Origin of the sequence: Streptomyces armeniacus (genome assembly GCF_003355155.1) — a bacterium.
Classification (GTDB): domain Bacteria; phylum Actinomycetota; class Actinomycetes; order Streptomycetales; family Streptomycetaceae; genus Streptomyces; species Streptomyces armeniacus.
The window spans coordinates 7,959,700-7,982,535 of sequence record NZ_CP031320.1 but is presented as its reverse complement, the minus strand read 5'-3'; the positions used below and the strand labels follow the sequence as shown (position 1 = coordinate 7,982,535).

At 73.1% G+C, this 22,836-nt stretch carries 17 protein-coding genes and 1 pseudogene; 9 read left to right on the top strand and 9 right to left on the bottom strand.

Features of this window, described 5'->3' with window-relative positions:
• The first annotated feature begins 10 nt into the window (after window positions 1–10).
• A complete protein-coding gene (locus tag DVA86_RS34495; protein ID WP_208884161.1) occupies window positions 11–3,391 on the top strand; it encodes a beta-ketoacyl synthase N-terminal-like domain-containing protein in 3,381 nt (1,126 codons plus the stop codon).
• 45 nt (window positions 3,392–3,436) lie between these two features.
• Here the strand turns inward: DVA86_RS34495 and DVA86_RS34490 are convergent, their stop codons facing one another.
• A complete protein-coding gene (locus DVA86_RS34490) occupies window positions 3,437–4,879 on the bottom strand; it encodes an APC family permease (RefSeq protein ID WP_208884160.1) in 1,443 nt (480 codons plus the stop codon).
• Window positions 4,880–4,974: 95 nt separating this feature from the next.
• Here DVA86_RS34490 and DVA86_RS35840 point away from each other — a divergent pair, with 95 nt between their 5' ends.
• From DVA86_RS35840 to DVA86_RS34475, 3 genes are all read left to right on the top strand, one after another.
• On the top strand, window positions 4,975–5,286 hold the full coding sequence (locus DVA86_RS35840; protein WP_245997488.1) for a hypothetical protein: 312 nt from the start codon (window positions 4,975–4,977) through the stop codon (window positions 5,284–5,286).
• Window positions 5,198–6,409: a CHAD domain-containing protein gene (locus DVA86_RS34480; RefSeq protein WP_425470963.1), complete on the top strand. Its 1,212-nt coding sequence runs from the start codon at window positions 5,198–5,200 to the stop codon at window positions 6,407–6,409. Before DVA86_RS35840 ends, DVA86_RS34480 begins: the two co-directional genes overlap by 89 nt.
• A gap of 80 nt (window positions 6,410–6,489) precedes the next feature.
• The gene (locus tag DVA86_RS34475) at window positions 6,490–6,915 is read left to right on the top strand and encodes an NUDIX hydrolase (RefSeq protein WP_208884157.1); all 426 of its coding nucleotides are present in this window, start codon (window positions 6,490–6,492) and stop codon (window positions 6,913–6,915) included.
• Window positions 6,916–7,080: 165 nt separating this feature from the next.
• Here DVA86_RS34475 and DVA86_RS34470 read toward each other — a convergent pair whose 3' ends face one another.
• The 6 genes and pseudogenes from DVA86_RS34470 to DVA86_RS34445 form a co-directional block, all read right to left on the bottom strand.
• The gene (locus tag DVA86_RS34470) at window positions 7,081–7,905 is read right to left on the bottom strand and encodes a class I SAM-dependent methyltransferase (protein ID WP_208884156.1); all 825 of its coding nucleotides are present in this window, start codon (window positions 7,903–7,905) and stop codon (window positions 7,081–7,083) included.
• Window positions 7,906–8,410: 505 nt separating this feature from the next.
• A complete protein-coding gene (gene rfbB / locus DVA86_RS34465; protein ID WP_208884154.1) occupies window positions 8,411–9,406 on the bottom strand; it encodes a dTDP-glucose 4,6-dehydratase in 996 nt (331 codons plus the stop codon).
• Window positions 9,403–10,470 carry a glucose-1-phosphate thymidylyltransferase gene (locus tag DVA86_RS34460; RefSeq protein ID WP_208884153.1) on the bottom strand — a complete coding sequence of 356 codons (1,068 nt, stop codon included), beginning with the start codon at window positions 10,468–10,470 and terminating at the stop codon, window positions 9,403–9,405. The genes rfbB and DVA86_RS34460 overlap by 4 nt, the downstream gene beginning before the upstream one ends.
• 9 nt (window positions 10,471–10,479) lie before the next feature.
• A complete protein-coding gene (locus tag DVA86_RS34455; RefSeq protein WP_208884152.1) occupies window positions 10,480–11,658 on the bottom strand; it encodes a nucleotide disphospho-sugar-binding domain-containing protein in 1,179 nt (392 codons plus the stop codon).
• Between the two features lie 271 nt (window positions 11,659–11,929).
• Window positions 11,930–15,271, bottom strand: a pseudogene (locus DVA86_RS34450) (condensation domain-containing protein); the annotation flags it as partial.
• A gap of 89 nt (window positions 15,272–15,360) precedes the next feature.
• A complete protein-coding gene (locus DVA86_RS34445) occupies window positions 15,361–16,563 on the bottom strand; it encodes a CaiB/BaiF CoA transferase family protein (protein WP_208884151.1) in 1,203 nt (400 codons plus the stop codon).
• Window positions 16,564–16,785: 222 nt separating this feature from the next.
• On the opposite strand from DVA86_RS34445, the gene DVA86_RS34440 reads away from it, so the two are divergent.
• Window positions 16,786–17,841, top strand: a complete 1,056-nt coding sequence (locus tag DVA86_RS34440) for a LacI family DNA-binding transcriptional regulator (protein ID WP_208884150.1) — start codon at window positions 16,786–16,788, stop codon at window positions 17,839–17,841.
• A 25-nt stretch (window positions 17,842–17,866) separates the two neighbouring features.
• Here the strand turns inward: DVA86_RS34440 and DVA86_RS35835 are convergent, their stop codons facing one another.
• Window positions 17,867–19,051 (bottom strand): fumarylacetoacetate hydrolase family protein, encoded by a 1,185-nt coding sequence (locus DVA86_RS35835; protein ID WP_245997486.1) that lies wholly within the window; start codon window positions 19,049–19,051, stop codon window positions 17,867–17,869.
• Between DVA86_RS35835 and DVA86_RS36385 the strand changes: the two genes are divergently transcribed.
• From DVA86_RS36385 to DVA86_RS34425, 3 genes are read left to right on the top strand one after another with little or no spacing between them, the layout of a single operon-like run.
• Window positions 19,050–19,451 (top strand): GTP-binding protein, encoded by a 402-nt coding sequence (locus DVA86_RS36385; protein WP_425470962.1) that lies wholly within the window; start codon window positions 19,050–19,052, stop codon window positions 19,449–19,451. The two genes, DVA86_RS35835 and DVA86_RS36385, sit on opposite strands and share 2 nt — an antisense overlap.
• On the top strand, window positions 19,427–19,654 hold the full coding sequence (locus DVA86_RS34430; protein ID WP_208884149.1) for a Trm112 family protein: 228 nt from the start codon (window positions 19,427–19,429) through the stop codon (window positions 19,652–19,654). The genes DVA86_RS36385 and DVA86_RS34430 overlap by 25 nt, the downstream gene beginning before the upstream one ends.
• The gene (locus DVA86_RS34425; protein WP_208884148.1) at window positions 19,651–20,412 is read left to right on the top strand and encodes an FkbM family methyltransferase; all 762 of its coding nucleotides are present in this window, start codon (window positions 19,651–19,653) and stop codon (window positions 20,410–20,412) included. The genes DVA86_RS34430 and DVA86_RS34425 overlap by 4 nt, the downstream gene beginning before the upstream one ends.
• A 241-nt stretch (window positions 20,413–20,653) precedes the next feature.
• Here the strand turns inward: DVA86_RS34425 and DVA86_RS34420 are convergent, their stop codons facing one another.
• On the bottom strand, window positions 20,654–21,214 hold the full coding sequence (locus DVA86_RS34420) for a glycosyl hydrolase family 18 protein (protein ID WP_245997485.1): 561 nt from the start codon (window positions 21,212–21,214) through the stop codon (window positions 20,654–20,656).
• Between DVA86_RS34420 and DVA86_RS34415 the strand changes: the two genes are divergently transcribed.
• Window positions 21,099–21,974, top strand: a complete 876-nt coding sequence (locus tag DVA86_RS34415) for an IS5 family transposase (RefSeq protein ID WP_208884147.1) — start codon at window positions 21,099–21,101, stop codon at window positions 21,972–21,974. The two genes, DVA86_RS34420 and DVA86_RS34415, sit on opposite strands and share 116 nt — an antisense overlap.
• Window positions 21,975–22,836: the final 862 nt, after the last annotated feature.

Genomic DNA, 22,836 nt, shown 5'->3' with positions numbered 1-22,836 from the left:
GGAGCTGAAGATGGCCACGTCCGAGGACCGAGTAGTCGCAGCCCTCAGGGCATCGCTGCGCGAGAACGACCAGCTGAAGAAGGAGAACCAGCGGCTGGCCGACGCCACCCCGGAACCAGTGGCGATCGTCGCCGTCAACTGCCGCTTCCCCGGCGGCGCCGACAGCCCCGAGGCGTTCTGGCAGCTGCTCGCCGACGGCGCCGACGCGCTCTCCGAGATGCCCGCCAACCGCGGCTGGGACCTCGACACGCTGAGCGGCGCCAGCGGCGCCCGTACGGGCGGCAGCGCCACGACGCGGGGCGCGTTCGTGCACGACGCGGACGAGTTCGACCCCCAGTTCTTCGGCATGTCACCGCGCGAGGCGCTGGCCACCGACCCGCAGCAGCGGCTGCTGCTGGAGACCGCCTGGGAACTGCTGGAACGCGCCGGCATCAACCCCACGACGCTGCGCGGCAGCCGTACGGGCGTCTTCGCCGGATGCAGCAACCAGGAGTACGGCTCCGGGCTCGACGAGGTGCCCGAGGGCATCGAGGGCCACATCCTGACCGGCAACGCGGGCAGCATCGTCTCCGGGCGCATCGCGTACACGCTGGGCCTGGAGGGCCCCGCGGTGACCGTCGACACGTCCTGCTCGTCGTCGCTCGTCGCCCTGCACCTGGCCGCACAGGCCCTGCGCAGCGGCGAATGCGACCTGGCGCTGGCGGGCGGCGTGACGGTGATGTCGACACCGGCGGCGTTCGTCGAGTTCAGCCGCCAGGGCGGCATGGCGGCCGACGGCCAGTGCAAGGCGTTCGCCGAGGGCGCCGACGGCACAGGCTGGGGCGAGGGCGCGGGCATCCTGCTCCTCGAACGCCTCACGGACGCCCGCGCCAACGGGCACCAGGTGCTCGCCGTCCTCCGCGGCTCCGCCATCAACCAGGACGGCGCGTCGAACGGCCTCACCGCGCCCAACGGGCCCGCACAGCAGCGCGTCATCCGCGCGGCCCTCGCCAACGGCGGACTCACCACAGGCGACGTGGACGCGGTGGAGGCGCACGGCACCGGCACGTCGCTGGGCGACCCCATCGAGGCCCACGCCCTGCTGGCCACGTACGGGCGGGACCGTGACCCCGAACAGCCGTTGTGGCTCGGCTCGGTGAAGTCCAACATCGGCCACACCCAGTCCGCCGCGGGCGCCGCCGGACTCATCAAGATCGTGCTGGCGCTGCAACACGGCGTGCTGCCGCGCACCCTCCGCGCCGAGCAGCCCACCTCACACGTCGACTGGTCGGCGGGCGGCGGTGGCGTACGGCTGCTGACGGAGCCGGTGGAGTGGCCCGTACGGGACGGGCACGTACGGCGTGCGGGCATCTCCTCGTTCGGCATCAGCGGAACGAACGCACACGCCATCCTGGAACAGGCCCCGGACACGGATGCCGATCCCGCCGAACCGGCGGAGGGGACGGCGCTTCCGGCCGTGCCGTGGGTGCTGTCCGCGCGGAGCGCGGACGCGCTGCGCGCACAGGCACGGCGGCTGCTCGCCCACGTGACGCGCGCCCCGGAAGCGGCACCGGCCGACATCGGCCTCTCCCTGGCCACCACCCGCGCGGCACTGGAACACCGTGCGGTGGTCGTGGGCGCCGACCGCGACGCCCTGCTGGAGCAACTGCGCCACCTCGCGGAGGACGAGTCGGCGGCGGGTGTGGTGACGGGTGCGGTGCGTCGGGGTGGGCGTACGGCGTTTGTTTTTGCGGGTCAGGGTGCGCAGCGGTTGGGGATGGGGCGTGAGCTGTATGAGGCGTTCCCGGTGGACCTGCTCGGACGCACCGTCCGCTGGGCCCACGTCAGCCAGCTGACGGACCTCACCGGGCTGCTGCGCGGTGGCGAACTCGTCCTCACCACCGCGGACGCGCTGCGCGGCGGCGCGGTCCGCCCGTACGCCTACCTGGCCGGGCTCGCGGAGGCGGGCGCGGCCGGCGTCGTCGTCGAACTCCCCGCCGCCGACGGCGACTTCGCCGACGCCATGCGCGAGGCCGCGGCCGGGATGGCGTTCCCGGTGGTGCTGCTCGCGCGCAGCGTCCGCTTCGTGGAGGTCACGGAGGCGGTGCACAGCCGCATCGTCAACGAGCAGTACGAGGAGGTCCGGTTCGCCCAGCGCGCCCACGAGGTGTTCACCGCGCTCAGCCTGGAGCACGCGCCGCCCGAGGTGATCGTCGCCCGCGCCGCCGCCCTCACGGACACCGCCGTGGTCTTCGAGGACGTCGCCCACCGCGTGCTGGCCGCGGCGCCCGGCCCCGGCGAGACCGGCACCGAGGTCCTGGACGACTGGGAGCGCCGCTCCCGGCTGGCCCCCGACGACTGGCTGTACACCCCCGTCGACGTGCACGGACAGCCCTGGGGGCGCCTCGTCATGCCGTCCGCCGGCGCTGCTACTCCCGCCGGTGCTCCCTCTGCCGCCGCCGGCGGGCCCGCTCCGGCCGGCGGGCCCCGGCTCGGCATGGTCCTGGAGCGCGCCGCGCAGGCGCTGACCCTGCGGCTCATGGCCGAGCAGAACCAGGCCGACGTACGGCGCCGCGCCCAGAGCGGGCTGATCAGCGAGCTGACGGAGGGCCGTATCGGCACCGAGGCGGAGGCGCTCGTACGGGCCCGCGCGGTCGGGCTGCGCGCCGGCGCGCTGTACGTACCGGTCGCCGTACGGTACGCGGGCGCGCCCTCCGGGCCCGTCGCGCCGTCCGCGGAGGAGGCGCTGCGCCGGGACCGGCAGTTCGTGGCGGCCGTCGCCCGTACGGTGGCGGCGGTCGGGGTGTCGTCCCTGACCAGCACCGTACGGCTGGGGGAGGTCGCACTGGTGCTGTCCTGCCCGCGGCCGTACGACGAGGACGCGCTGCTGGAGCGCTTCGCCGACGTCCTCGGTGGCCAGCTGCCCGCGGGCGTCCCCGGCCGTCCTGAGGGAGAGCCGCGCCTGCGTGTCGGTGTCGGCCCGTCCCAGCCGTCGCTGATCGCCGCCGCCCGGCGGCTCACCGACGCCGCCCACACCGCCGAGGTCGCCGCCGCCATGACCGGCCCGGAACGGCCCTTCTACCGCGGCGAACACCTGCGGCTGCGCGGCCTCCTGTCCGTCCTGCGCGACAACCGGCACCTGCGGGCGTTCGCCGAGTCCGAACTGCACCGCCTCCTCGACCACGAGGCCCGCAAGGGCTCCGGCCATCTCGACCTGCTCCGGCAGTACCTCGCCGTCAACGGCAACAAGAACGAGCTGGCCCGCCGTACGAGCCTGAGCCGCCCGGCGCTGTACGCGCGCCTCGCCGCGATCGAACGGCTGCTGGACGTACGCCTGGACGACCCCGAGACCCGCGTCTGCCTCTACCTCGCCCTGCTCGCCCGCGACCTGGACCCGCGCACACCGGACTGACCCACCGCCCTCGACGTGCGGCGGCCGCGGCGGGAACGGAGACGTCTACTGCCGCGTGCCGCCGCGGGCAGGGCCGAGGGCCAGGCCCGCGGCGAAGGCCGCGAAGGGGATCGCCGCCAGGGCGATGCTCACGCCCGTGCTGCCGCCCGTGATCAGCGTGAAGTTGGCGAAGACCAGCCACAGGCTCGACAGCAGGCCCAGCACGGCGAGCGCCGGGGCGATCCGGGTCTGCCAGGTGCGGCCCGCGGCGAGTGCGGGTTCGCGGGCGAAGAACGTGACCACGGCCACCGACGTGGTGAGCATCAGCAGGACCATGCCGACGGTCGCGACTCCGGCCATGGAGCCGAACACGCCGACCAGCGGGTCGAGTCCGAGCAGCGCGAAGACGCAGACCAGGAGCAGCGCGGTCACCGTCTGGGCCACGGAGGAGAACGACGGCGAGTGGTGCCGCGGGTGTACGGAGCCGAGGCGGGCGGGGGCGAGGCCCTTGCGGGAGAGGGTGAAGGTGTAGCGCGCGATGACGTTGTGGAACGACAGCACGCAGGCGAACAGGCTGCTCAGCAGCAGCACCTGCATGATGTCGCGGAGGGCCGTGCCGACGTACGCCTCGGCGGTGTCCATCAGCATGTTGGCGTCGCCGTCGAGGGTCTTCTGCGCCACGCCGGAGGCCTCGTCGGTGCCCGCGGCGAGCACCAGGGCCCAGCAGGACACCGTGTAGAAGGCGCCGATGACGATGACGGCGAGGTACGTGGCGCGGGGGATCGTACGGTCCGGGTCGCGGGCCTCGTTCCGGAAGACGGCCGTGGCCTCGAAGCCGATGAACCCGGTGAGGGCGAACAGCACCGCGACGCCCAGCGGCCCGGAGAACACCGCGTCGGGTGTGAACGACTCGACGCTGACGCCGTGTTCGCCGCCGCGCGCCACGATGACCGCGTCCAGGACGGCCACGACGGCGATCTCCAGGACGAGGGCGACGCCGAGGACCTTGGAGCTGAGTTCGATGTGGCGGTAGCCGAGGAAGGCCACGACGGCGACGGTCGCGAGCGACCACACCCACCAGGGCACGCCGGTGGGGCCGCCGAAGGTCTTGAGCACGTCGTTCGCGGCCCAGCCCATGTAGCCGTAGACGCCGACCTGGATCGCCGTGTAGGCGACGAGCGCGACGCCCGCCGTGCCGACGCCGACCCGGTCGCCGAGGCCGCGGGTGGCGTACGCGTAGAAGGCACCGGCCTCGGGCACGTGCGGCGTCATCGTGACGAAGCCGACGGCGAAGACCAGCAGGATGACGGAGGCGATGGCGAAGCCGACGGGCGCTCCCGCGCCGGGGCCGCTGGCGATGGCGAGCGGGACGTTGCCGCCGACGACGGTGAGCGGTGCGGCGGCGGCGACCACCATGAACACGATCGCGCCGGTGCCGAGCCGCCCCGTGAGGTTCGCGGGGGTCGCGGCGGTCCCGGCGGATTCTTCCGTGGAGGTGTCTCTCAGCATGAGCTGTCCTCTGTGGCGGTTGCGGGGGCGGGGGCGGTTGCGGTCGGTGAACATGCGATGCGCCCGGCTCCGTCGACGGCGCCGTGCTGGGCCGGATGAACGGGGACGTGCTGCTCGACTTCGACGACCTGGACCGGGAGTTGGGCACGCCGCAGGTGAAGTTCACGGCGGGCGGACCGCATACCGTGCTGGCGGCAGGCCAGCTGTGGGTGGCGGGTGAGAAGGGGAAGGTGCGGGCGCGGGGGCGGAGGCGTGGCGTCGCGGGCGTCCGCGCGGACCTCGGCGGCGGAGAGCGCGACGGCGGCACCGGCCGCCTCGGTGCCGCCGGCGTCCGTGCCCGCGGCTGCACCGGCGGCGGGGCCCGCGGGGTCCGCGGCGTCGGCCGCGCCGGGGGCCGGTGCGGGTGACGTGCTCGGCGCGTACCTGCACACGGAGGCCGCCGAGTTCCTGCGCAGCCTGCGCGTCCACGGCGAGAGCGCCGGCAGCCCCGAGGCGGTGGCGGACGCGGCGGCAGCCGTACGCCAACTCCGCCGGTCCGCCCGCCGGATGAGCGGCGCGCTGCACACGTACCGCACGCTGGTCGACACCGGCTGGGCCGACCAGCTGCGCACCGAACTCGGCTGGCTGTCGGGCACGCTGGCGCGCGAGTACGCGTACGCCGCCCGGCTGGACCGGCTGCTGTCCGCGCTGCACCGGCTGGCGAGCGACGGCAGCGCCATAGGGGGTGGCGCGGGCGGTGCCGTCGGCGGTTCCACCGGCATCGGCTCCGGCGGCACCGGCGGTGCTGCCGTTTCCGGCGCCCCGTCGGCGAAGGGCGGTGCCCTGCCGGTGGGCGCCGCGCGCGCGGGCGCGCTGCTGGAACGGCAGCTCACCCTGGCCCGTACGCGCGCACACTCCGCGGCGCTGCAGGCGCTCGGCTCGTCGCGCTTCCACGCCGTCGCGGATGCCGTCGCCGTACTCGCCTCGGAGGCGCCTATCACCCCCGACACGGACGGCCGCCCGGCGGAGGAGGTGCTTCCGCCGCTGGCGGAGGCGGCGCACCGCCGCCTGAACGAAGCGGTCGACATCCTCCCGCTGGCACGCGCGGAGCACCCGTACAACGCGGAGGCGCTCTCCCGTTCGCTGGCCGCGGAGGTGCAGGGGGACGCGGCCTGGCACCAGGTACGGCTGCTGCTGCGGCTGCACCGCTACGCACAGGAGGTGCTGCTGCGGGGCACGGGCGCGGCGGCCGACCCGGACGCCGACCAGCGGCTGGGCCCGGCCAGCCGGGCGCTCGACCGGCACCGCGACGCGGCGGAGGCCGCCGCCGCGGCCGCGTCGGCGGCCCGTACGCCGCGCATCGCACCGGCCACCGCGTACGCCCTGGGCGTGCTGCACGCGGACCAGCGGCACGAGGTGGAGGCGGCGCGGTTCGCGTTCGGGCGGCTGTGGACGGCGCGTACGACGGAGACGCGTACGACGGAGACGCGTACGGCCGAGACGCGTACGGCCGAGACGACGCGCAGGGCGGAGAGGGGCGGCACGCGATGACGGCCTCCGGCCCCGGCCCCGATTCGGGTCCGCGAGACGCGGCGGCGCGGCCGGCGGCGCGGCCTGCGGACTGCGACGTCATGGACCAGCCGGTGCTGGCCGCCGGGTGCGTCCTGTGGCGGCGCCGCTCGCCCGAGGAGGACTGCGACGGCATCGAGCTGGCGGTCGTCCACCGGCCGAAGTACGACGACTGGTCGCACCCGAAGGGCAAGCTCAAGCGCGGCGAGGACCCGCTGGACGGCGCGCTGCGCGAGGTGCGCGAGGAGACCGGCATGGAGTGCGAGCCGGGTGCGCCGCTGCCGACGGCGCGGTACGAGTCCCAGTACCGGCCGAAGGAGGTCCGCTACTGGGCGGCCGAGGCCACCGGCGGCTCCTTCCTCCCGAACCACGAGGTCGACCGCATGGCCTGGCTGCCGCCGGGTGCGGCGCGCGACCGCCTGTCGTACGAGCGGGACCGCGAACTGGTGGACGCGCTGCTGGTGGCTCTGAGGACGCCCGGCGACTGAGGACGCTCGCCAGCCCTGTGCGGGCCTGCACTTGGGCGCAAGGCGCTTGCCATATCCAGTCCGTCCGGCGTTCGAGGACGGACGGGGGCGGCCGCGTCGCGGTGCGGGGTCCGATGGGGAACCGAAGCGTGCCGGGCGCGGGCCCGTTGTGGCTGGTGGCTGTCCTCAAGCGCCGGACGGGCCGGAAGGTCGGGGGGCGAGGGCGGACCAGCCGATCGTCACCTCGCCGTGCCGCCACCTCCGCGGCCCGTCCACCAGCGGCCACGCCGTACCCAGGGCGTGCGCCGCGCGGACCCACCGCTGGCGCGCGCCGTACGGGGCGTACGGCGCGGCCGCCGCCCACGCGCGGTCGAAGTCGCGGAGGAACGCGTGCACCGCCTCCCCCGGCACGTTCCGGTGGATCAGTGCCTTCGGCAGCCGTTCGGCGAGGTCGGACGGTCGCGTCAGCGAACCCAGCCGCGCCGCGAACGTGACCGTGCGCGGCCCCTCCGGCCCGAGTGCCACCCACACGTGCCTGCGGCCGATCTCGTCGCAGGTGCCCTCCACCAGCAGGCCCCCGGGCGCCAGCCGCCCGCACAGCCGCTCCCACGCCGCAGGAACGTCGTCCTCCGCGTACTGCCTCAGTACGTTCGCCGCCCGTATGAGCAGTGGCGGGCGTGGCAGCGGGATCTCGAAGCCGCCGCGGCCGAAGGTGAGGCCGGAGCGTTCGTACGGCTTCGCTGCCGCAACGCGCTCGGGGTCGATCTCGAGCCCGGCGACCTCCGCGTCGCCGCGTACGCGGCGGAGGCGCAGCAGCAGTTCGACGGCGGTCCACGGGGCCGCGCCGTAGCCGAGGTCGACCGCGACGGGTGGCTCGTCGGAACGGCGGAGGGCCGCGCCGTGGGTGTGGGCGATCCAGCGGTCCATGCGGCGCAGCCGGTTCGGGCTGGTCGTTCCGCGGGTCACGGTCCCGAGAGGGCGGCGCGCGGGCACGGAACCGGTCGGGGGCATGCGCAGAGCTTAGGGCGCCGACGCGGACAACCCGTACGTCCCGCCCGCCGCCGAAGTGCCCCACGTCACGATTTGGCAAAGCCGAAATGCGAGTCAACCCTTTCGGTGTTGTGCGGGTTGTCCCAGCACGGTCTACGGCAGGCACGAGCGGGCCGTGAGCGACGTGGGCGCAGGCCACCACGAGGAGGCACCGGACAGTGAGCCAGCAGGTACCCCGGCTCGACAGCCCGAACGACCCTTCCCCCGGCGTCCTGCCGACGCCACAGGCGCCCCCGACGCCCCAGGCACAACCGACGCCCCCGACGCCACAGGCGTCCCCCTGTCCCTCATACACATCTGACGCACACCTCACCGACACGCCCCGAGCCCGCACCCGCACCAGCCACTTCACAGCACTTCGCCCCGCCGAGCTCACACTCGGCGGGGCGAAGTGATCAGACCCCCGAATTAGCCAACAGCGTCCGGACGGACGGTGCGGGGGCCGATCAGCGTGCGCGTACGGGGGTCAGGCCGTGCCGGCCTTGGCCTTCTCCCACCACCACCGGTTGTCGCGGTACCAGTCCACGACGGAGGCGAGGCCGCTCCCGAACGGGATCTCCGGCTCGAAGCCGAGCTCCTCCCGGATCTTGCCGCTGTCCAGGGAGTAGCGCTCGTCGTGCGCCTTGCGGTCCGGCACGCGGCGCACCCGGTCCCAGTCGGCGCCGCACAGCTTCAGCAGCCGGTCGGTCAGCTCCAGGTTGGTGATCTCGGAGCCGCCGCCGATGTTGTACGTCTCCCCCGCCCCGCCGCGGGTCAGCACCAGGTGGATGGCGCGGCAGTGGTCGTCGACGTGCAGCCACTCGCGTATGTGGTGCCCGTCGCCGTACAGCGGCACGTCCCCGCCGTCGGTGAGGCTGGTGATGAACAGCGGGATGACCTTCTCGACGTACTGGTAGGGACCGTAGTTGTTGCAGCACCGGGTGACGGAGACGGACAGGCCGTGGGTGCGCCAGTACGCGCGGGCGAACAGGTCGCTGGCGGCCTTCGACGCGGAGTAGGGCGAGTTGGGCGCGAGGGGGAAGTCCTCGGTCCAGGAGCCCTCGTCGATGCTGCCGTACACCTCGTCGGTGGAGACGTGCACGATCCGTTCGACCTTCGCCGCCCGGCACGCCTCCAGCAGGGTCTGGGTGCCGACGACGTTCGTCATGACGAACGGCGAGGCGTCCCCGATGGACCGGTCGACGTGCGACTCGGCCGCGAAGTGCACGACGGCGTCGTGTCCGGGCAGCACCTCGGCCAGCAGCCGGGCGTCGCAGATGTCGCCCTCGACGAAGGTGACCCGTTCGTCGTCCACGGGCAGGTTGTCGAGGCTGCCCGCGTACGTGAGCTTGTCCAGCACGGTGATCAGGTCGCCGCCCGGGAGGGCCGCGCCGGTGCCCGCGGCCTGGTAGCGGCCGTCGAGCAGGCCGCGCACGTACTGCGAGCCGATGAAGCCGGCGCCGCCGGTGACCAGGAGTCTCATGCGGGCACCTCGACGTGGCTGTCGTCGCCCATGATCAGGCGGTGGACGCGGAGTTCCTGGCGGGCCTGGCTGACGTCGCACTCACGGCCGATGAGGGAGCCGTTGATGGACCGCACGCCCTGGATCGAGGCGCGGTCGAGCAGGATCGAGTCCTCCACGGCGGAGTTCTCGACGCGGCAGCCGCTGCCGATGGCGGTGTACGGGCCGATGTAGCTGTTCTTGATGGACGTGCCGCTGCCGATGACGGCGGGCCCGTCGATGCGGGAGGCCGTGACGGTCGCCCCGGCCTCGACGACCACGGAGGCGCCGATCTGGCTGAGCGGGTCCACGGAGCCGCGTACCCCGGAGGTGGTCTTCTCCAGCAGCGCGCGGTTGCAGTCGAGGAGGTCGGTGACGTTGCCGGTGTCCTTCCAGTAGCCGGTGCACACGTACGCGCGCACCTCCTGCTCCTGGTCGACGAGCCACTGCAGGGCGTCGGTGATCTCCAGTTCGTTGCGCCAGCTGGGCCGGATGCCCTGCACGGCCTCGTGGATCTGCGGGGAGAAGAAGTACGCGCCGGTCACCGCGTAGTTGCTGCGCGGCCGGGCGGGCTTCTCCTCCAGGGCGACGACGCGCCCGGACGGGTCGAGTTCGGCGACGCCGTACTCGGACGGGTCGGCGACCTTGACGACGGCGAGCTGCGCGGCGGGCCGTTCGGCCTGGAACTGGGCGACGGGCTCGGTGATGCCGTCGGCGAAGACGTTGTCGCCGAGGTACATGAGGAAGTCGTCGTCGCCGAGGTAGTCCCGCGCGATCATGACGCAGTGCGCGAGCCCGCGGGGCTCGTCCTGCGGCAGGTACGTGACGTCGACGCCGAGCGCGGAGCCGTCACCGACGGCCGTACGGATGGCGGCGCTCGCGGAGTTGACGATGATGCCGACATCGGTGATGCCGGCCGCCCGTATCGCCTCCAGCCCGTGGAACAGGACCGGTTTGTTGGCGACGGGCACGAGCTGCTTCGGGGTGCTGTGGCTGAACGGGCGCAGCCGGGAACCGGTGCCGCCCGCAAGAACGAGTGCCTTCATGGTGACCTTTCAAATGAGTTCCTCGAGGGTCCGGACGACTCCGGCGGGTGTGGGCTGTTCCTGGATCTCCGCGCGCACCTCGGCCGCGGCCGCGCGCACGGAAGCGTCGGAGAGCACGTGGGAGACGGCCTTCTTGATGCCGTCGCCGTCCGCTTCCCCGGGCGGCAGGAACACCCCGGCGCCCGCGGACTCCAGCTGTCGCGCGTTCAGGATCTGGTCGGTGTGCTGGGCTCCGACGACCTGCGGCACGCCCAGCGCGGCGGCGGTCAGCAGCGCGCCCGCGCCGCCCTGGTGGAAGATCGCGGCGCAGCTGGGCAGCAGCAGGTGCAGCGGCAGCTGCTCCACCACCCGTACGCCCGCGGGGGGTTCGCCCAGCAGCTCGCGGTCGGACGCGCTGAGCGCGGCCACGACCTCGACGTCCAGGTCGGTCAGCGCCCGCAGGATGCGCGGCACCTGGAAGCCCTCGGCGCCGCGCAGGGTGGAGGTGACGGTGCCGTACGTGACGCACACGCGGGTGCGTGCGGGGGGCTGCCGCAGCCAGCCGGGGGCGACGCCGGGCCCGTTGTACGGCACGTACCGCACGGGCAGCCGGTTCGGCATGCCGGGGACCTGCAGCGCTGCGGGGGTCGGGTCGAGGTGCCGCAGGGCGTAGTCGGCACGTGCTTCGACGCCGAACCGGTCGTAGAGCTCCAGGATGCGCTCCGGGTACGCGTCGCGGGGGTCGCCGTCGAGGGGCACGCCGCTGCCGGGGTAGCCGAGGTGCCGGGTCAGGTCGGGCCCGAACAGGTGCCGTACGAGCGGCACTCCGGCGGTCTCGGCGACGACGGGGGCGACGGACGCCATCGGGTCGGCGATCACGACGTCGGGGCGCCACCGCCCGGCGAACCGTACGAGGTCGCCCGCGAGGACCGCGGCGGCGCTGCCGAACTCGTCGAGCCGCGCCTCGTTCCGCTTCCGTGCCTCGTCCTCCGGCAGCGCCTCCAGGCGGACGCCCCGCGCGTCCGTGGCGACGAAGTCGAAGCCCTCGCCGGCGGGTACGGCGGGCATGCCGGAGCGCAGCACGGCGTCGAGGACGGGTGCCTCGCCGGCGACCCGCACCTCGTGCCCGGCTGCGCGGAACGCCCAGGCCATGGACACCTGGTGGAAGTAGTGGGTGGGCACGGACAGCGGGATGAACAGCACGCGCACGGGGTCTCTCCTGTCGGCCGGGCGGCGGGGCAGCGGGGCGGCACACCAACACCGCCGCAAGCCGGTCCGACCACGCCCCCAACTCCCCATACGTCAACGACGCCCCACCGCACACCACCGCCACCTCATCCGGCACCGCGGCCACCCGCGCACCGAACAACTCCGGGATGCTTCCGGCGGCGCCGGGGCCGGTCTCGTTGAGGCCGCCGAACAGCTGCTCGCGTTCGGCGGGTGCGAGGACGTCGACACCGCCGACGGGGGTGTCCGGGTCCACCGCCAGCTGGTTCAGCAGCCGTTCCATGCGTGCGGCGATGTCCTGGACGGTCTCGCGGTCGAACAGGTGGTGCTGGTACTGGAGGCCGATCCGCAGATGCGGGTCGGCGAACGCCATGACGACGAGCGGGTAGTGGGCGCCGCTCAGCGGGCTGATGCCGGTGATCTCGATTCCGGCCGCCGTGTTGGCCTCCGTGATGCCCACGCGGTCGATGGGGTACGACTCGAAGCCGACGAGGGTGTCGAAGAGGACGTTGAGCCCGGTCGCCCGGTGGATGTCGAGCAGCCCGTGGTGATGGTGGTCCAGCAGCGTGCTCTGCCGGCTCTGCAGCCGGGTGAGCAGGTCCCGCAGCGAGTCGGCGGGGGTGCAGTCCACCCGTACGGGCAGGGTGTTGATGAACAGCCCGACCATCGCGTCGACCCCGGGCACGGCGGGCGGCCGGCCGGAGACGGTGGCGCCGAAGACGACGTCCTGCCGGCCGGTGAGCCGGGACAGGAGGACGGCCCAGGCGCCCTGCACGAGGGTGTTGAGGGTCAGGCCCAGTTCCCCGGCGACGCGGGACAGTTCGCGGGCGACGTCCGCGCTGAGCGGCACGTCGACCTGGCCGATGCCCGCGGGGTCCGCCTCGGTGGCGGCGCGCCCGGCGAGCAGGGTGGGCTCCTCGAAACCGGCCATCTCCTCGGCCCAGGCGCGGGCCGCCGCGTCGCGGTCCTGGGCGGCGAGCCAGTGGAGGAAGTCGCGGTAGTCGCGGGTGCGGGGCACCGCGGACTGGTCGCCGTGCGAACCGTAGAGCCGCAGCAGGTCCTGCATCAGCAGCGGCACGGACCAGCCGTCGAACAGCACGTGGTGCGCGGTGAAGACGAGCTCCCAGCGCTCGTCGGACATGCGGACGAGCGACATCCGTACGAGGGGCGCGGTGGCCAGGTCGAAGTGGGTGCTGTGCTCCTCCGCGAGGAACCGCTTGAGGGTCTCCTCGCGTTCGGTGCCGTCCAGGTCGCCGAGGTCGAGGAAGTACCAGGGCAGTTCGACGTGTCCGGGTACGACCTGTACGCGGTCCCCGTCGGCGTCGGTGACGAAGGCGGCGCGCAGGTTCGCGTACCGGTCCAGCAGCGCCTGCCCCGCGGCGCGCATCCGGGCGGGCTCGACCTGTCCGGAGAGGTGGAAGACGAGCTGCATCTGGTACGCGTCGAAGGTGGAGCCGGCCAGCATCGCGTGGAACAGCAGCCCGGACTGCATCTCGGTGAGCGGCCAGACGTCGGCCAGCCCCGGGTAACGCTCCTCCCACGTCTCGATCTCCGCCTGCGTGGCGGTCACCAGCGGCACATCGGACGGGGTGAGGCCGCCCGCCCCGGGCCGTGCCGCGTGCCGGGCGAGGCCGGTGAGCGCGGCGGACCACAGGTCGCCCAGTTCGCGCGCGTCCTCGCGGGAGAGCACGCCGGTGGCGAAGCTGAGGCGGGCGCGGAGCCGGGGCCCGTCCTCGGCGTCGGTGACGAGGGCGTTGACGTCGAGCACGGAGAGCGCGGGCATCCGCGGGTCCAGCTCCGCGACCAGGTCGACGGTGTCCTCGGCCTGCGTCCAGCCGAGGCCGCGCAGGTGCTCGGGCATGTCGGTGGCGGAGTAGCGGCCGAGATAGTTGAAGCCGATCTGGCCGGTGGAGTGGCGGCGCAGGACCTCGGCCGTCTCGGGGTTGAGGTAGCGCAGCAGGCCGTAGCCGATGCCCTTGTCGGGGACGGCGCGCAGCTGCTCCTTGACGGCCTTGACGGCGGTGCCCGCCGCGGAGCCGCCGCCGAACGCGTCCTCCAGGTCGACGCCGGCCATGTCGAGCCGTACGGGGAAGACGCTGGTGAACCAGCCGACCGTACGGGACAGGTCCGCGCCCGGCGCCGCGCCCTCTTCGCGGCCGTGGCCCTCCAGCCGTACGAGCGCCGAGGACTCGTCCACGCCGCGCCCGCGGCGCCACTTGGCGAGCGCGAGGGCCAGCCCGGCGAGCAGCCCGTCGTTGACGCCACCGCGGAACGCCGCGGGCACGGCGGTCATGACGGACTCGGTGACGTCGTGGGGCAGCTCGATCCACATGTGCTCGACGGTCCCGGCCAGGTCCACCTCGGGGTCGAGGCGGCGCGCGCCCAGGGCCGGGTCCGGGCCGGCCACCGTCGAACGCCACAGGGGGAGTTCGGCGACGCGGTCCGGGTGCCGGGCCTCTTCGGCGAGGGCGTGGGCCCAGCGGCGTACGGAGGTGCCGACGGCGGGGAGTACGGGCGTACGGCCCTCGCGCACCTGCTCCCAGGCGGCGGCGAGGTCGGGCAGCAGGATGCGCCAGGACACGCCGTCGACTGCGAGGTGCTGGAGGACGAGGAGGAGGCGGCCCGCGGTCTCGCCGTCTTCGGAGTCTTCGGCATCGGCGGAGTCGGCCGGGTCGAACCAGACGTACTGGGCCATGGTCCCGGCGGCCGGGTCGAGGCGGCCGGTGGCGGCGTTGAGTTCGGCGGCGGCCCGCTCGTGCCACTCCTCGTTCCAGTCACCGTCGCAGGGGACGCGGCGCAGGAGTGCGCCGACGTCGACGGAGCCGGGCGGCTCGATGTGCAGCCCGCCGCCGTTCTCCGTGGTCAGCCGGGAGCGCAGGACGTCGTGGCGGTCCACGACGGCTGTGAGCGTGGCCACGAGCGCTTCCCGGTCGATGCCGGGGGGCAGGTCCAGCACCATGGACATCGCGAAGTGGTCGCTGTCGCCGCCGAGTTCGCCGATGTAGCGGGCCACGGGCAGCAGCGGCATCCAGCCGGTGCCGCCGCCCTCCAGCTCCTCCAGCGCGGGCACTGCGTCGTCCGTGCTGTCGACGGCGATCTCGGCGAGTTCGGCGACCGTACGGCAGTCGAAGATCTGCCGCGGGGTGACCTCGACGCCGTGCGCGCGGGCGCGGGAGACGACCTGGATGGAGCGGATGGAGTCGCCGCCGATGGCGAAGAAGTCGTCGTCGATGCCGACCTGGTCGACGCCCAGCACCTCCGCGTACACCCCGGCCAGCACCTGCTCGGCGGACGACCGGGGGGCGCGGTACTCGCCGCCTGTGAAGTCGGGGGCGGGCAGCGCGGCGCGGTCCAGCTTGCCGTTGGGTGCCAGCGGCAGCCGCTCCAGGATGGTGAAGACGGCCGGGACCATGAACTCGGGCAGCCTGGCGGCGACGAACCGGCGCAGCTCGCGAGCGGAGACTCCGGCGGTCAGGTCGACCTCCAGGTCGCCCAGGCTCTGTACGTTGCCGAGTCCGCTCTCCTGAGCCTCGACGGGCACGACGTAGCCGACGAGTTGTGTGCCGCCGCCCTCCCGTGCCTTGTGCGTGGTCACGACGGCCTGCGCGACGCCCGGGTGCGCGCAGAGCGCGGCCTCGACCTCGCCGGGCTCGATACGGAAGCCGCGCGGTACGGGGACGGGGGTCAGTTCTCGGCGAGGGGTGAGGCGTGGATCACGCCCTTCTCCTCGAGGCGGGCCACGGCGTCGTCGTCGTAGCCGGCGTCGCGGAGCACCTCCCTGGTGTGCTGCCCGTTGACCGGCGCGGGCCGGTCGACGGTCTGCGGGCTGCCGCTGAGCCGGAACGAGAAGCCGGGGGTGGTCACGGGGCCCTCGGTGGGGTGGTCGTAGCTGACGAACGACTCGTTGTGCCGGACCTGGGGGTCGGCGAGCAGGTCGTCGTAGTCGTAGACGGGGCCGCACCACACGCCGGCCACGCCCAGCTTGTCGAGCCAGTGCGCGGTCGTACGCCGCCGCAGCCCCTCCTCGACGAGGGCGGAGATCTCGTCGCGCCGGGTGAAGCCGTCGCGTTCCGCCTCCAGGTGCGCCAGCCGGGGTTCGTCCAGCAGTTCCGCGAGGACGGCGGGCTCGGCGAACGAGAGGGCGACATGGCCGTCGCTCGTGGGGAAGATGCCGTAGGGGGCGCGGATGTAGCTGTGCGCGTGGATGCGTTCGCTGCGCTCCTGTGCGACGCCGCCGACCGTACGGACGCTGATCTCCTGCATCTGCGCGGCGATGATCGCGTCGAGCATGTTGACCTGCACCAGCTGGCCCTCGCCCGTGCGCTGCCGGTGGAAGAGCGCGGCCAGGGCGCCTTCGAAGGCGGAGTACGCGGCGAAGGCGTCGACGAGGAAGAACGGCGCCGCGGTGGGCGCCTCGCCGGGCCGGCCCGCGCTGTGCAGGGCCCCGCTCATCGCCTGGAGCAGCAGGTCCTGTCCGGGGCGTGCCGCGTACGGGCCGGTCTCGCCGTAGCCGGAGATCGACACGTAGACGAGATCGGGCTTGACGGCCCGCAGTGACTCGTAGTCCACGCCGAGCCGCCGGGCGACGCCGGGGCGGTAGTTCTGGAGGAAGACGTCGGCCGAGGCGACGAGGCGGCGCAGGGCGTCGAGCCCGGCCTCGGACTTGAGGTCGACCGAGATGCTGCGCTTGTTGCGGTTGAGCGACAGGAACGAGGCGTTGACCTCGTTGCCGTCGGCGCCGCCCGCCGCGGTGTGCCGCTGCCACTCGCCGGCGGGAGGCTCCACCTTGACGACGTCCGCTCCCAGGTCGGCGAGCTTCATCGCCGCGAACGGACCGGACATCGCGATGGACAGATCCAGCACGCGGATCCCCTCGAGGACCTTCATGGCACCACACCTTCTGCTCTCGTACGTACACGGCGGCAGCGAGTGCTTCGCTGGCACCACGAGGATGTTAGCGGTATCGGTAGCGCTAACATAGACCTTGTCCCTCACCACCACGAGACGGCACGGAAACATCACGCACGGTTGCCGGGCAGCGCCGACGGCCGCCGCGGCTGTGCGTAGAGTTGACCCCGAACAGCGGACCAGGCGGGGAGAAGACACGGGATGTCCAGCGGCACGGAGTCAGCAGCCGGCACGGGGCGGCGGCGCTCCTCCACCCGGTCCGTCACCCTCCGCGACGTCGCCGAGCACGCGGGCGTCTCCGCCCAGACCGTCTCGCGCGTCCTGCGCATCCCGGACGAGGTGGCCCCGCACACCCGCGAGCGGGTCGAGGCCGCGGTGCGCGAGTGCGGCTACGTACCCAACCTGGCGGCGCGGAACCTGGCGTCCAACCGCAGCCGGATCGTCGCCACCGTCATCCCGTCGCTGTCCGCGTCCGTGTTCTCCGAGACCCTGACCGGGCTGTCCGCGGTCCTCTCCTCGGAGGGCTACCAGGTGCTGCTCGGCTATACCGACTACGACGACGAGCGCGAGGAGCAGCTCATCCGCTCCCTGCTCGGCCGCAGACCCGACGGCTTCTTCATGACCGGTGTGATCCACCGGGAGGGCGCCGTGAAGATGCTGCGCTCCTCGGGCATCCCCGTCGTCGAGACCTGGGACTGGACCGGCTCCCCGATCGACACCCTCGTGGGCTTCTCCAACGTGGACGCCATGTACGAGATGGTGTCCTTCCTGCACGGCGCCGGCTACCGCACGCCCTGCTTCGTCGGCTCCCTCATCGAGGGCGACCACCGCTCGCACCGCCGCCTCGACGGCTACCTCAAGGCCGTGCGGAAGCACTGGCCGGGCAGCGAGCCGCGGGTCGTCGACGCCTCGGACCACCCGCTCACGCTGGAGTCCGGCGGGCGGCTGCTCGAACTCGCCCGGGGCGCGCACCCCGACACCGACGTCCTCGTCTTCTCCACCGACATCTACGCCAACGGCGCGCTGCTCGCGGCCCGGTCCCGCGGGCTGCGCGTGCCCGAGGACATCGCCGTCACCGGCTTCGGCGACTTCGAGCTATCCGGCCTGCTGGGCCCCGGCCTCACCACCGTGGCGCTGCCGACCGACACCATAGGGCGCGCCGCCGCGACCCTGCTGCTGCAGCGGATGCGCGGCGCGGAGCCCGAGTCGCACACAGTCGACCTGGGCTTCGAGATCCGCCGCCGGGGCAGCGCCTGAGCCGGCCCCCGACGGTAGACGGCTCTCAGACGGGCAGCCCGCGCCGTACGAGATCGCTCAGCAGCGCGCGCACACCGAAGGTCCAGGGTGCGCAGTCCTGGGTGTACGCGATCTCGTGGGCCAGCGTGCCGAGCCGCGGCGCGGAGATCCGTACGACGTCGCCCGTACGGTGCGTGAAGCCGCCGCCGGGCACGTCGCGGTCGCTCACCGGGGCGAACATCGTGCCCAGCAGCAGCACCACGCCGTCCGGGTACTGGTGCGCGTCGCCCAACTGGCGTACGAGATCGGCCGGGTCGCGGCTGATCTCCCCCAGGTCGGACTCGCCGGACAGCTCGTACCCCTCGGGTCCGGACACCTCGAGGCGGACGGTGGAGGACCGTACGTCGTCGAGTCCGAAGTCCGCGTCGAAGAGGCGGACGAAGGGGCCGAGCACGCACGAGGCGTTGTTGTCCTTCGCCTTGGGCAGGAGTAGCGCCGAACGGCCCTCGTAGTCGCGGAGGTTGATGTCGTTGGCGAGGGTGGCGCCGACGACGGTGCCGGCGGCGGAGACGACGAGGCCGACCTCCGGTTCGGGGTTGTTCCACTGCGACTCGCGCAGCACCCCGGCGCGGCTGCACGGGCCGACGGAGGACAGGGGCAGCGCCTTGGTGAAGATCTCGGCGTCCGGGCCGATGCCGACCTCCAGGTACTGGCTCCACTCACCGCGTTCCACCAGCAGCCGCTTGACCTCGGCCGCCTGCGCGGAGCCCGGCTCCAGGGCGCGCAGGTCGCCGCCGAGCACCCCGCCCAGTTCCGTACGGATCTCCGCGGCGGCTTCCGGGTTGCCCCGCGCCCGCTCCTCGATCAGCCGCTCCACCATGGAGACGGCGAAGGTCACGCCCGCCGCCTTCACCGGCTGCAGGTCGACGGGCGCCAGGAACCGCAGCCCGTCCGCCGTCTCGGGGCGGGCCGCCGAGCCCGCGAGCAGCTCCTCCAGGGAGCCGACCCGGCGGCCGTCCGCCGCGGCCAGCGCGGCGGCGGGGTCGGGCTGTTCGCACAGGTCGGCCGCGGTGGCGAAGTCCGCGGAGACGTCGTACACGCCGTCCTCGCGTACGGCGGCGGGCGAGGGGCCGCCCGCGTCCGGGTTCCAGATCCGGGCGAGGAGGGCACCTGCGTACGCGTCGTCGGGCAGCGTGGCGGCGGCGGAGAGGGGCAGGGTGGCGGCGGGCATGGGGGACGAGGCGGGCGTCGCGACCGTCGTGTGGCGGCGGCGCCGGCCCTTCCACCCGGAGCGGCTGTACGCCGCGCTGGAGGATCTGCCGTGCGCGGCCGTACGCCGCCGGCGCCGGGTCTGGCCCGCCGCCCGCCCGGACCCCCCGCTGTCCTGGGCCGCCGCGGGCTGCCCGCTGTGCCGGGGGGCCCCCGGTCCTTGGCTGGCGTCGCTGCCCGCCCCGGCCCTGGACCAGGGCCCCCCCGCGCCCCGGGCCCACCCCGCGCGCGCCCGGGCCTCCGCGCCCCGCTCCCGCCGCCACCCCCCACAACGGCTCCGCACCCCGCGGCGGACCGGGCGGCCGTACGTCCCCGTCCCTCACGAAAGGCCACCCGCATGTCGCCCGATGACCCCCTCCTGAAGATCCTCGCCTGCCCTCTCGACAAGGGCCCGCTCAGTCTGCTGCAGCCCGAGGACGTGCTGTACAACCCGCGGCTGCGCCGCCGCTACCCCATCGTCGACGGCATACCGCAGCTCCTGCCCGCTTCGGGTGAACAGGTCCCGGACGAGGAGCACGCGCAGTTCCTCAAACGCATCAACGCACCGGAGGAGCCCCCCTCGTGACTCTCGCCGCCCGTCTAGCCCCCCACATCCCGCCGCGGGTACTCGCCACGGCGACGGACCTCCTGTACCCCCGCTTCGAGCCGGAGCTGCGCCGCCTCGCGGACTTCTGCCCGACGGGCGGTACGGCGGTCGACATCGGCGGCTGGTACGGCCCATGGACCCGCCGCCTGGCCGAGCGCGCCGAACGCGTCGTGACGATCGAGCCCGTACCGCACCTCGCCCGCCGGCTCCGCGCCACCACCCCGCCGAACGTGGAGATCCTGCAGGCCGCCGCCACCGACCACGCCGGTACGGCGACCCTGTGGCTCCCCCCGGACGGGCGCGGCGACCGCGGCGTCTCGTCCCTCGTACGGCGCGAGGTCCACCACGCGGCCCTGGACGTGCCCTGCCTGCCGCTGGACGAGCTGGCCCTGTCCGAGGTCTCCCTGCTGAAGGTGGACGTGGACGGCAGCGAACTCGCCGTACTGCGCGGCGCGGAGGGCACGATACGGCGCGAACGGCCCGCGCTGTTCATCGAGTTGGAGGTGCGCATCCAGCCGCTGGAGCCGGTGCTGTCGTTCCTCGCCGGGCACGAGTACACGGGCTGGGTCCTGCCCGCACACGACTGGCTGCCGCTCACCGACTTCAATCTCACCGCCCACCAGCAGCGCACCGCGCACGTCGCCGAGGACGGCCTGCTGCGCCGCTCCCTGGCCCCCCACCGACGCTACGTGAACTCCGTCCTCTTCCTCCCGCGCGGCGTCCACCCCGGCGCGTAAATCGCGTGCCCGCGCCACTCCAGCCCGTCCGGCGTTTGAGGACGGCCCCCGGCTACGCACAACGTGCGGACAGCCACAGGCTCATGGCCCACTGACAGCTCAGTGGCCTCCCAGCCGCCGGCCTCCGCTCAGTGCGCCGGCCCGCATCCGGCTGTCGGCCGCGCCGGTCCGTTCTCAAGCGCCGGACGGGCTGACGGCCCCGGCCGGACCAGGGCCGGGGCCGGGGTACCGGGCGGCGGGCTCAGTCCAGCCCGCTGTGCAGGGTGCCCAGCAGGGAGCCGTTCGGTGTGTCACCGGACATCTCCCAGATCATCCCGCCCAGCAGGTTCTTCGACTTGATGTACGCCGCCTTCTTCCCGATGGACCAGCTGTCGTCGAACGACCACCACTGCCCGCCCGCGCCCGTGTACCCGTACGTGGCCACGGACTGCTCGTCGTGGTGCACGGTGAGGTTGGGCACGCTGGTGACCAGGTTGTGGTAGCCGCGGGTGCCGGCCTCCTCCTGGAACTGGCCGGGCGCGGCCCCGTTGGCGGCCTGCCACTCGCCGTTGGCGCCGCCCGCTTCGACCTGCTGCCAGCCCCTCCCGTAGAAGGCCAGCCCGATGGTGATCTTGCGCGGGCTGACTCCGGCGTCGAGGTAGGGCGTGTATCGAAAGTGGATCTTGGGCTGTGAATGATCACGGCTCATGGGTCGGGGAGATCTCACGGACGAGCAGTGGGTGGTGCTGGAGCCGTTGCTGCCGAGAGGGGTGAAGGCGGGGCGGCCGCCCGTCTGGTCTCGGCGGCGGCTGATCGACGGCATACGGTTCCGAGTCCGGACCGGTGTCCCGTGGCGGGACGTCCCCGTCGAGTACGGGCCGTGGAACCGGATCTATGACCTGTTCCGCCGGTGGCAACGGAACGGCACCTGGCACCGGATCCTCACCCGGCTCCAGTCGCTGGCCGACGTGAAGGGCGCGATCGTCTGGGACCTGAGCGTCGACTCCACGGTCTGCCGTGCCCACCAGCATGCGGCCGGGGCTCGCAAGCAGGGTGACCTGCAGAAAGAGCCGCCGGGCGGTGTGTTCACCGAGCCTGGAGACCACGGGCTGGGACGCTCGCGCGGCGGGTTCACGACCAAACTGCACCTGGCTGTCGAGCAAGGTCAAAAGCCCATGTCAATCGTGGTCACGGCCGGGCAGCGCGGGGATTCACCGCAGTTTGAACCCGTGCTGGAGAAGGTCCGTGTGCCCCGCATCGGGCCGGGCAGGCCACGCGTCCGCCCCGATCGGGTGCGTGCTGACAAGGCGTACGCCTCCCGCAGAAACCGTTCCTATTTGCGCCGCCGTGGGATCCGCTGCACCATCCCGGACAAGGTCGACCAGGCGCGCAACCGCCAGAAGCTCGGCTCCCACGGCGGTCGGCCGCCTTACTTCGACCCGGTCGACTACCGCGAGCGCCACGCGGTCGAGTGCGGGATCAACCGCCTCAAGAGGCACCGGGCGGTCGCCACGCGATATGACAAGCTCGCGGTCCGCTACGAGGCAACCGTCCTCATCGCAACCATCAACGAATGGCTGTGACCAGGTCCTTCAAGACTCATAAGGGCCGCCGCGGAAGTACATACTCCTGTGCGCTCGGGGACGGTCACCGCGCCCGTGCGCGGCATCGGAGCGGTTGGCAGGTGCCATTCGTTCGGCCAGCGCCCGCAGCGTCTCAAGGCCGGCCAGCACCTCCGCGCGATTATCCGACGCCTTCATCCAGGCCGGCAGCCGAGCGAACATCGACATTGTCGGCCGCACTCCGCCACGCTCTCGCAATCGCGCCCCGACATAGGCGGACAGCTCGTCGACATGCTCCTCGTTGTAGGCCCACAAGATGTGCCCGGCGCAACGGGTCTGCAGCCACAGAGGCCGCTGGAAGAACGGATCCTCACTACCACCCAGCACCGCGCCGACCAGCCCAGCCCCCTGCGCCTCAGGCTTCCAGTCGGCGACTGCACCGCATCCTCCACAGGCCAGTCGACGCGGTTGGAAAAGGAGCTCGCTGAAGTATCTGGGATCAGGAAGGCCAGGCTGGGGAATCACGAGAGCGCGGCCCCCGCATCGCGGACAGACCACAAGCATCCGACCCGCGAATCGAGCCAACCAGCCTCCTGGGTCATAGTGACGAGCGAGATCAGTGCGCGGCTCGGAATCCATAACGGACAGCATCACAGATCCGCGATGCGAGCAGTTGCACCGGATTCTCGAACATGCCCCACAGGTCGCTACCAGCCACTTTCGATACACGCCCTAGTCTTCTGAGTCGGGAATTCCGTTCAGATGTGTAGGGTTGCCTGGTGGCGCGTATTGGGCGGCCGAAGGCCGAGTTGATTCTGTCGGAGGAGGAGCGGGCGGCACTGGAGGGGTGGGTGCGGCGCCGTTCCACGCCGCAGGCATGGGC

Excerpts from the sequence above, each read along its gene's own strand:
- DVA86_RS35835 (WP_245997486.1), bottom strand. The coding sequence starts at position 19,051 with ATGCCCGCCGCCACCCTGCCCCTCTCCGCCGCCGCCACGCTGCCCGAC.
- DVA86_RS34470 (WP_208884156.1), bottom strand. The coding sequence starts at position 7,905 with ATGCCCCCGACCGGTTCCGTGCCCGCGCGCCGCCCTCTCGGGACCGTG.
- DVA86_RS34420 (WP_245997485.1), bottom strand. The coding sequence starts at position 21,214 with ATGCCGTCGATCAGCCGCCGCCGAGACCAGACGGGCGGCCGCCCCGCC.
- DVA86_RS34495 (WP_208884161.1), top strand. The coding sequence starts at position 11 with ATGGCCACGTCCGAGGACCGAGTAGTCGCAGCCCTCAGGGCATCGCTG.
- rfbB (WP_208884154.1), bottom strand. The coding sequence starts at position 9,406 with ATGAGACTCCTGGTCACCGGCGGCGCCGGCTTCATCGGCTCGCAGTAC.
- DVA86_RS34415 (WP_208884147.1), top strand. The coding sequence starts at position 21,099 with ATGGGTCGGGGAGATCTCACGGACGAGCAGTGGGTGGTGCTGGAGCCG.
- DVA86_RS34490 (WP_208884160.1), bottom strand. The coding sequence starts at position 4,879 with ATGCTGAGAGACACCTCCACGGAAGAATCCGCCGGGACCGCCGCGACC.
- DVA86_RS34445 (WP_208884151.1), bottom strand. The coding sequence starts at position 16,563 with ATGAAGGTCCTCGAGGGGATCCGCGTGCTGGATCTGTCCATCGCGATG.
- DVA86_RS34440 (WP_208884150.1), top strand. The coding sequence starts at position 16,786 with ATGTCCAGCGGCACGGAGTCAGCAGCCGGCACGGGGCGGCGGCGCTCC.
- DVA86_RS35840 (WP_245997488.1), top strand. The coding sequence starts at position 4,975 with ATGAACGGGGACGTGCTGCTCGACTTCGACGACCTGGACCGGGAGTTG.
- DVA86_RS34460 (WP_208884153.1), bottom strand. The coding sequence starts at position 10,470 with ATGAAGGCACTCGTTCTTGCGGGCGGCACCGGTTCCCGGCTGCGCCCG.
- DVA86_RS34430 (WP_208884149.1), top strand. The coding sequence starts at position 19,427 with ATGTCGCCCGATGACCCCCTCCTGAAGATCCTCGCCTGCCCTCTCGAC.
- DVA86_RS34475 (WP_208884157.1), top strand. The coding sequence starts at position 6,490 with ATGGACCAGCCGGTGCTGGCCGCCGGGTGCGTCCTGTGGCGGCGCCGC.
- DVA86_RS36385 (WP_425470962.1), top strand. The coding sequence starts at position 19,050 with ATGGGGGACGAGGCGGGCGTCGCGACCGTCGTGTGGCGGCGGCGCCGG.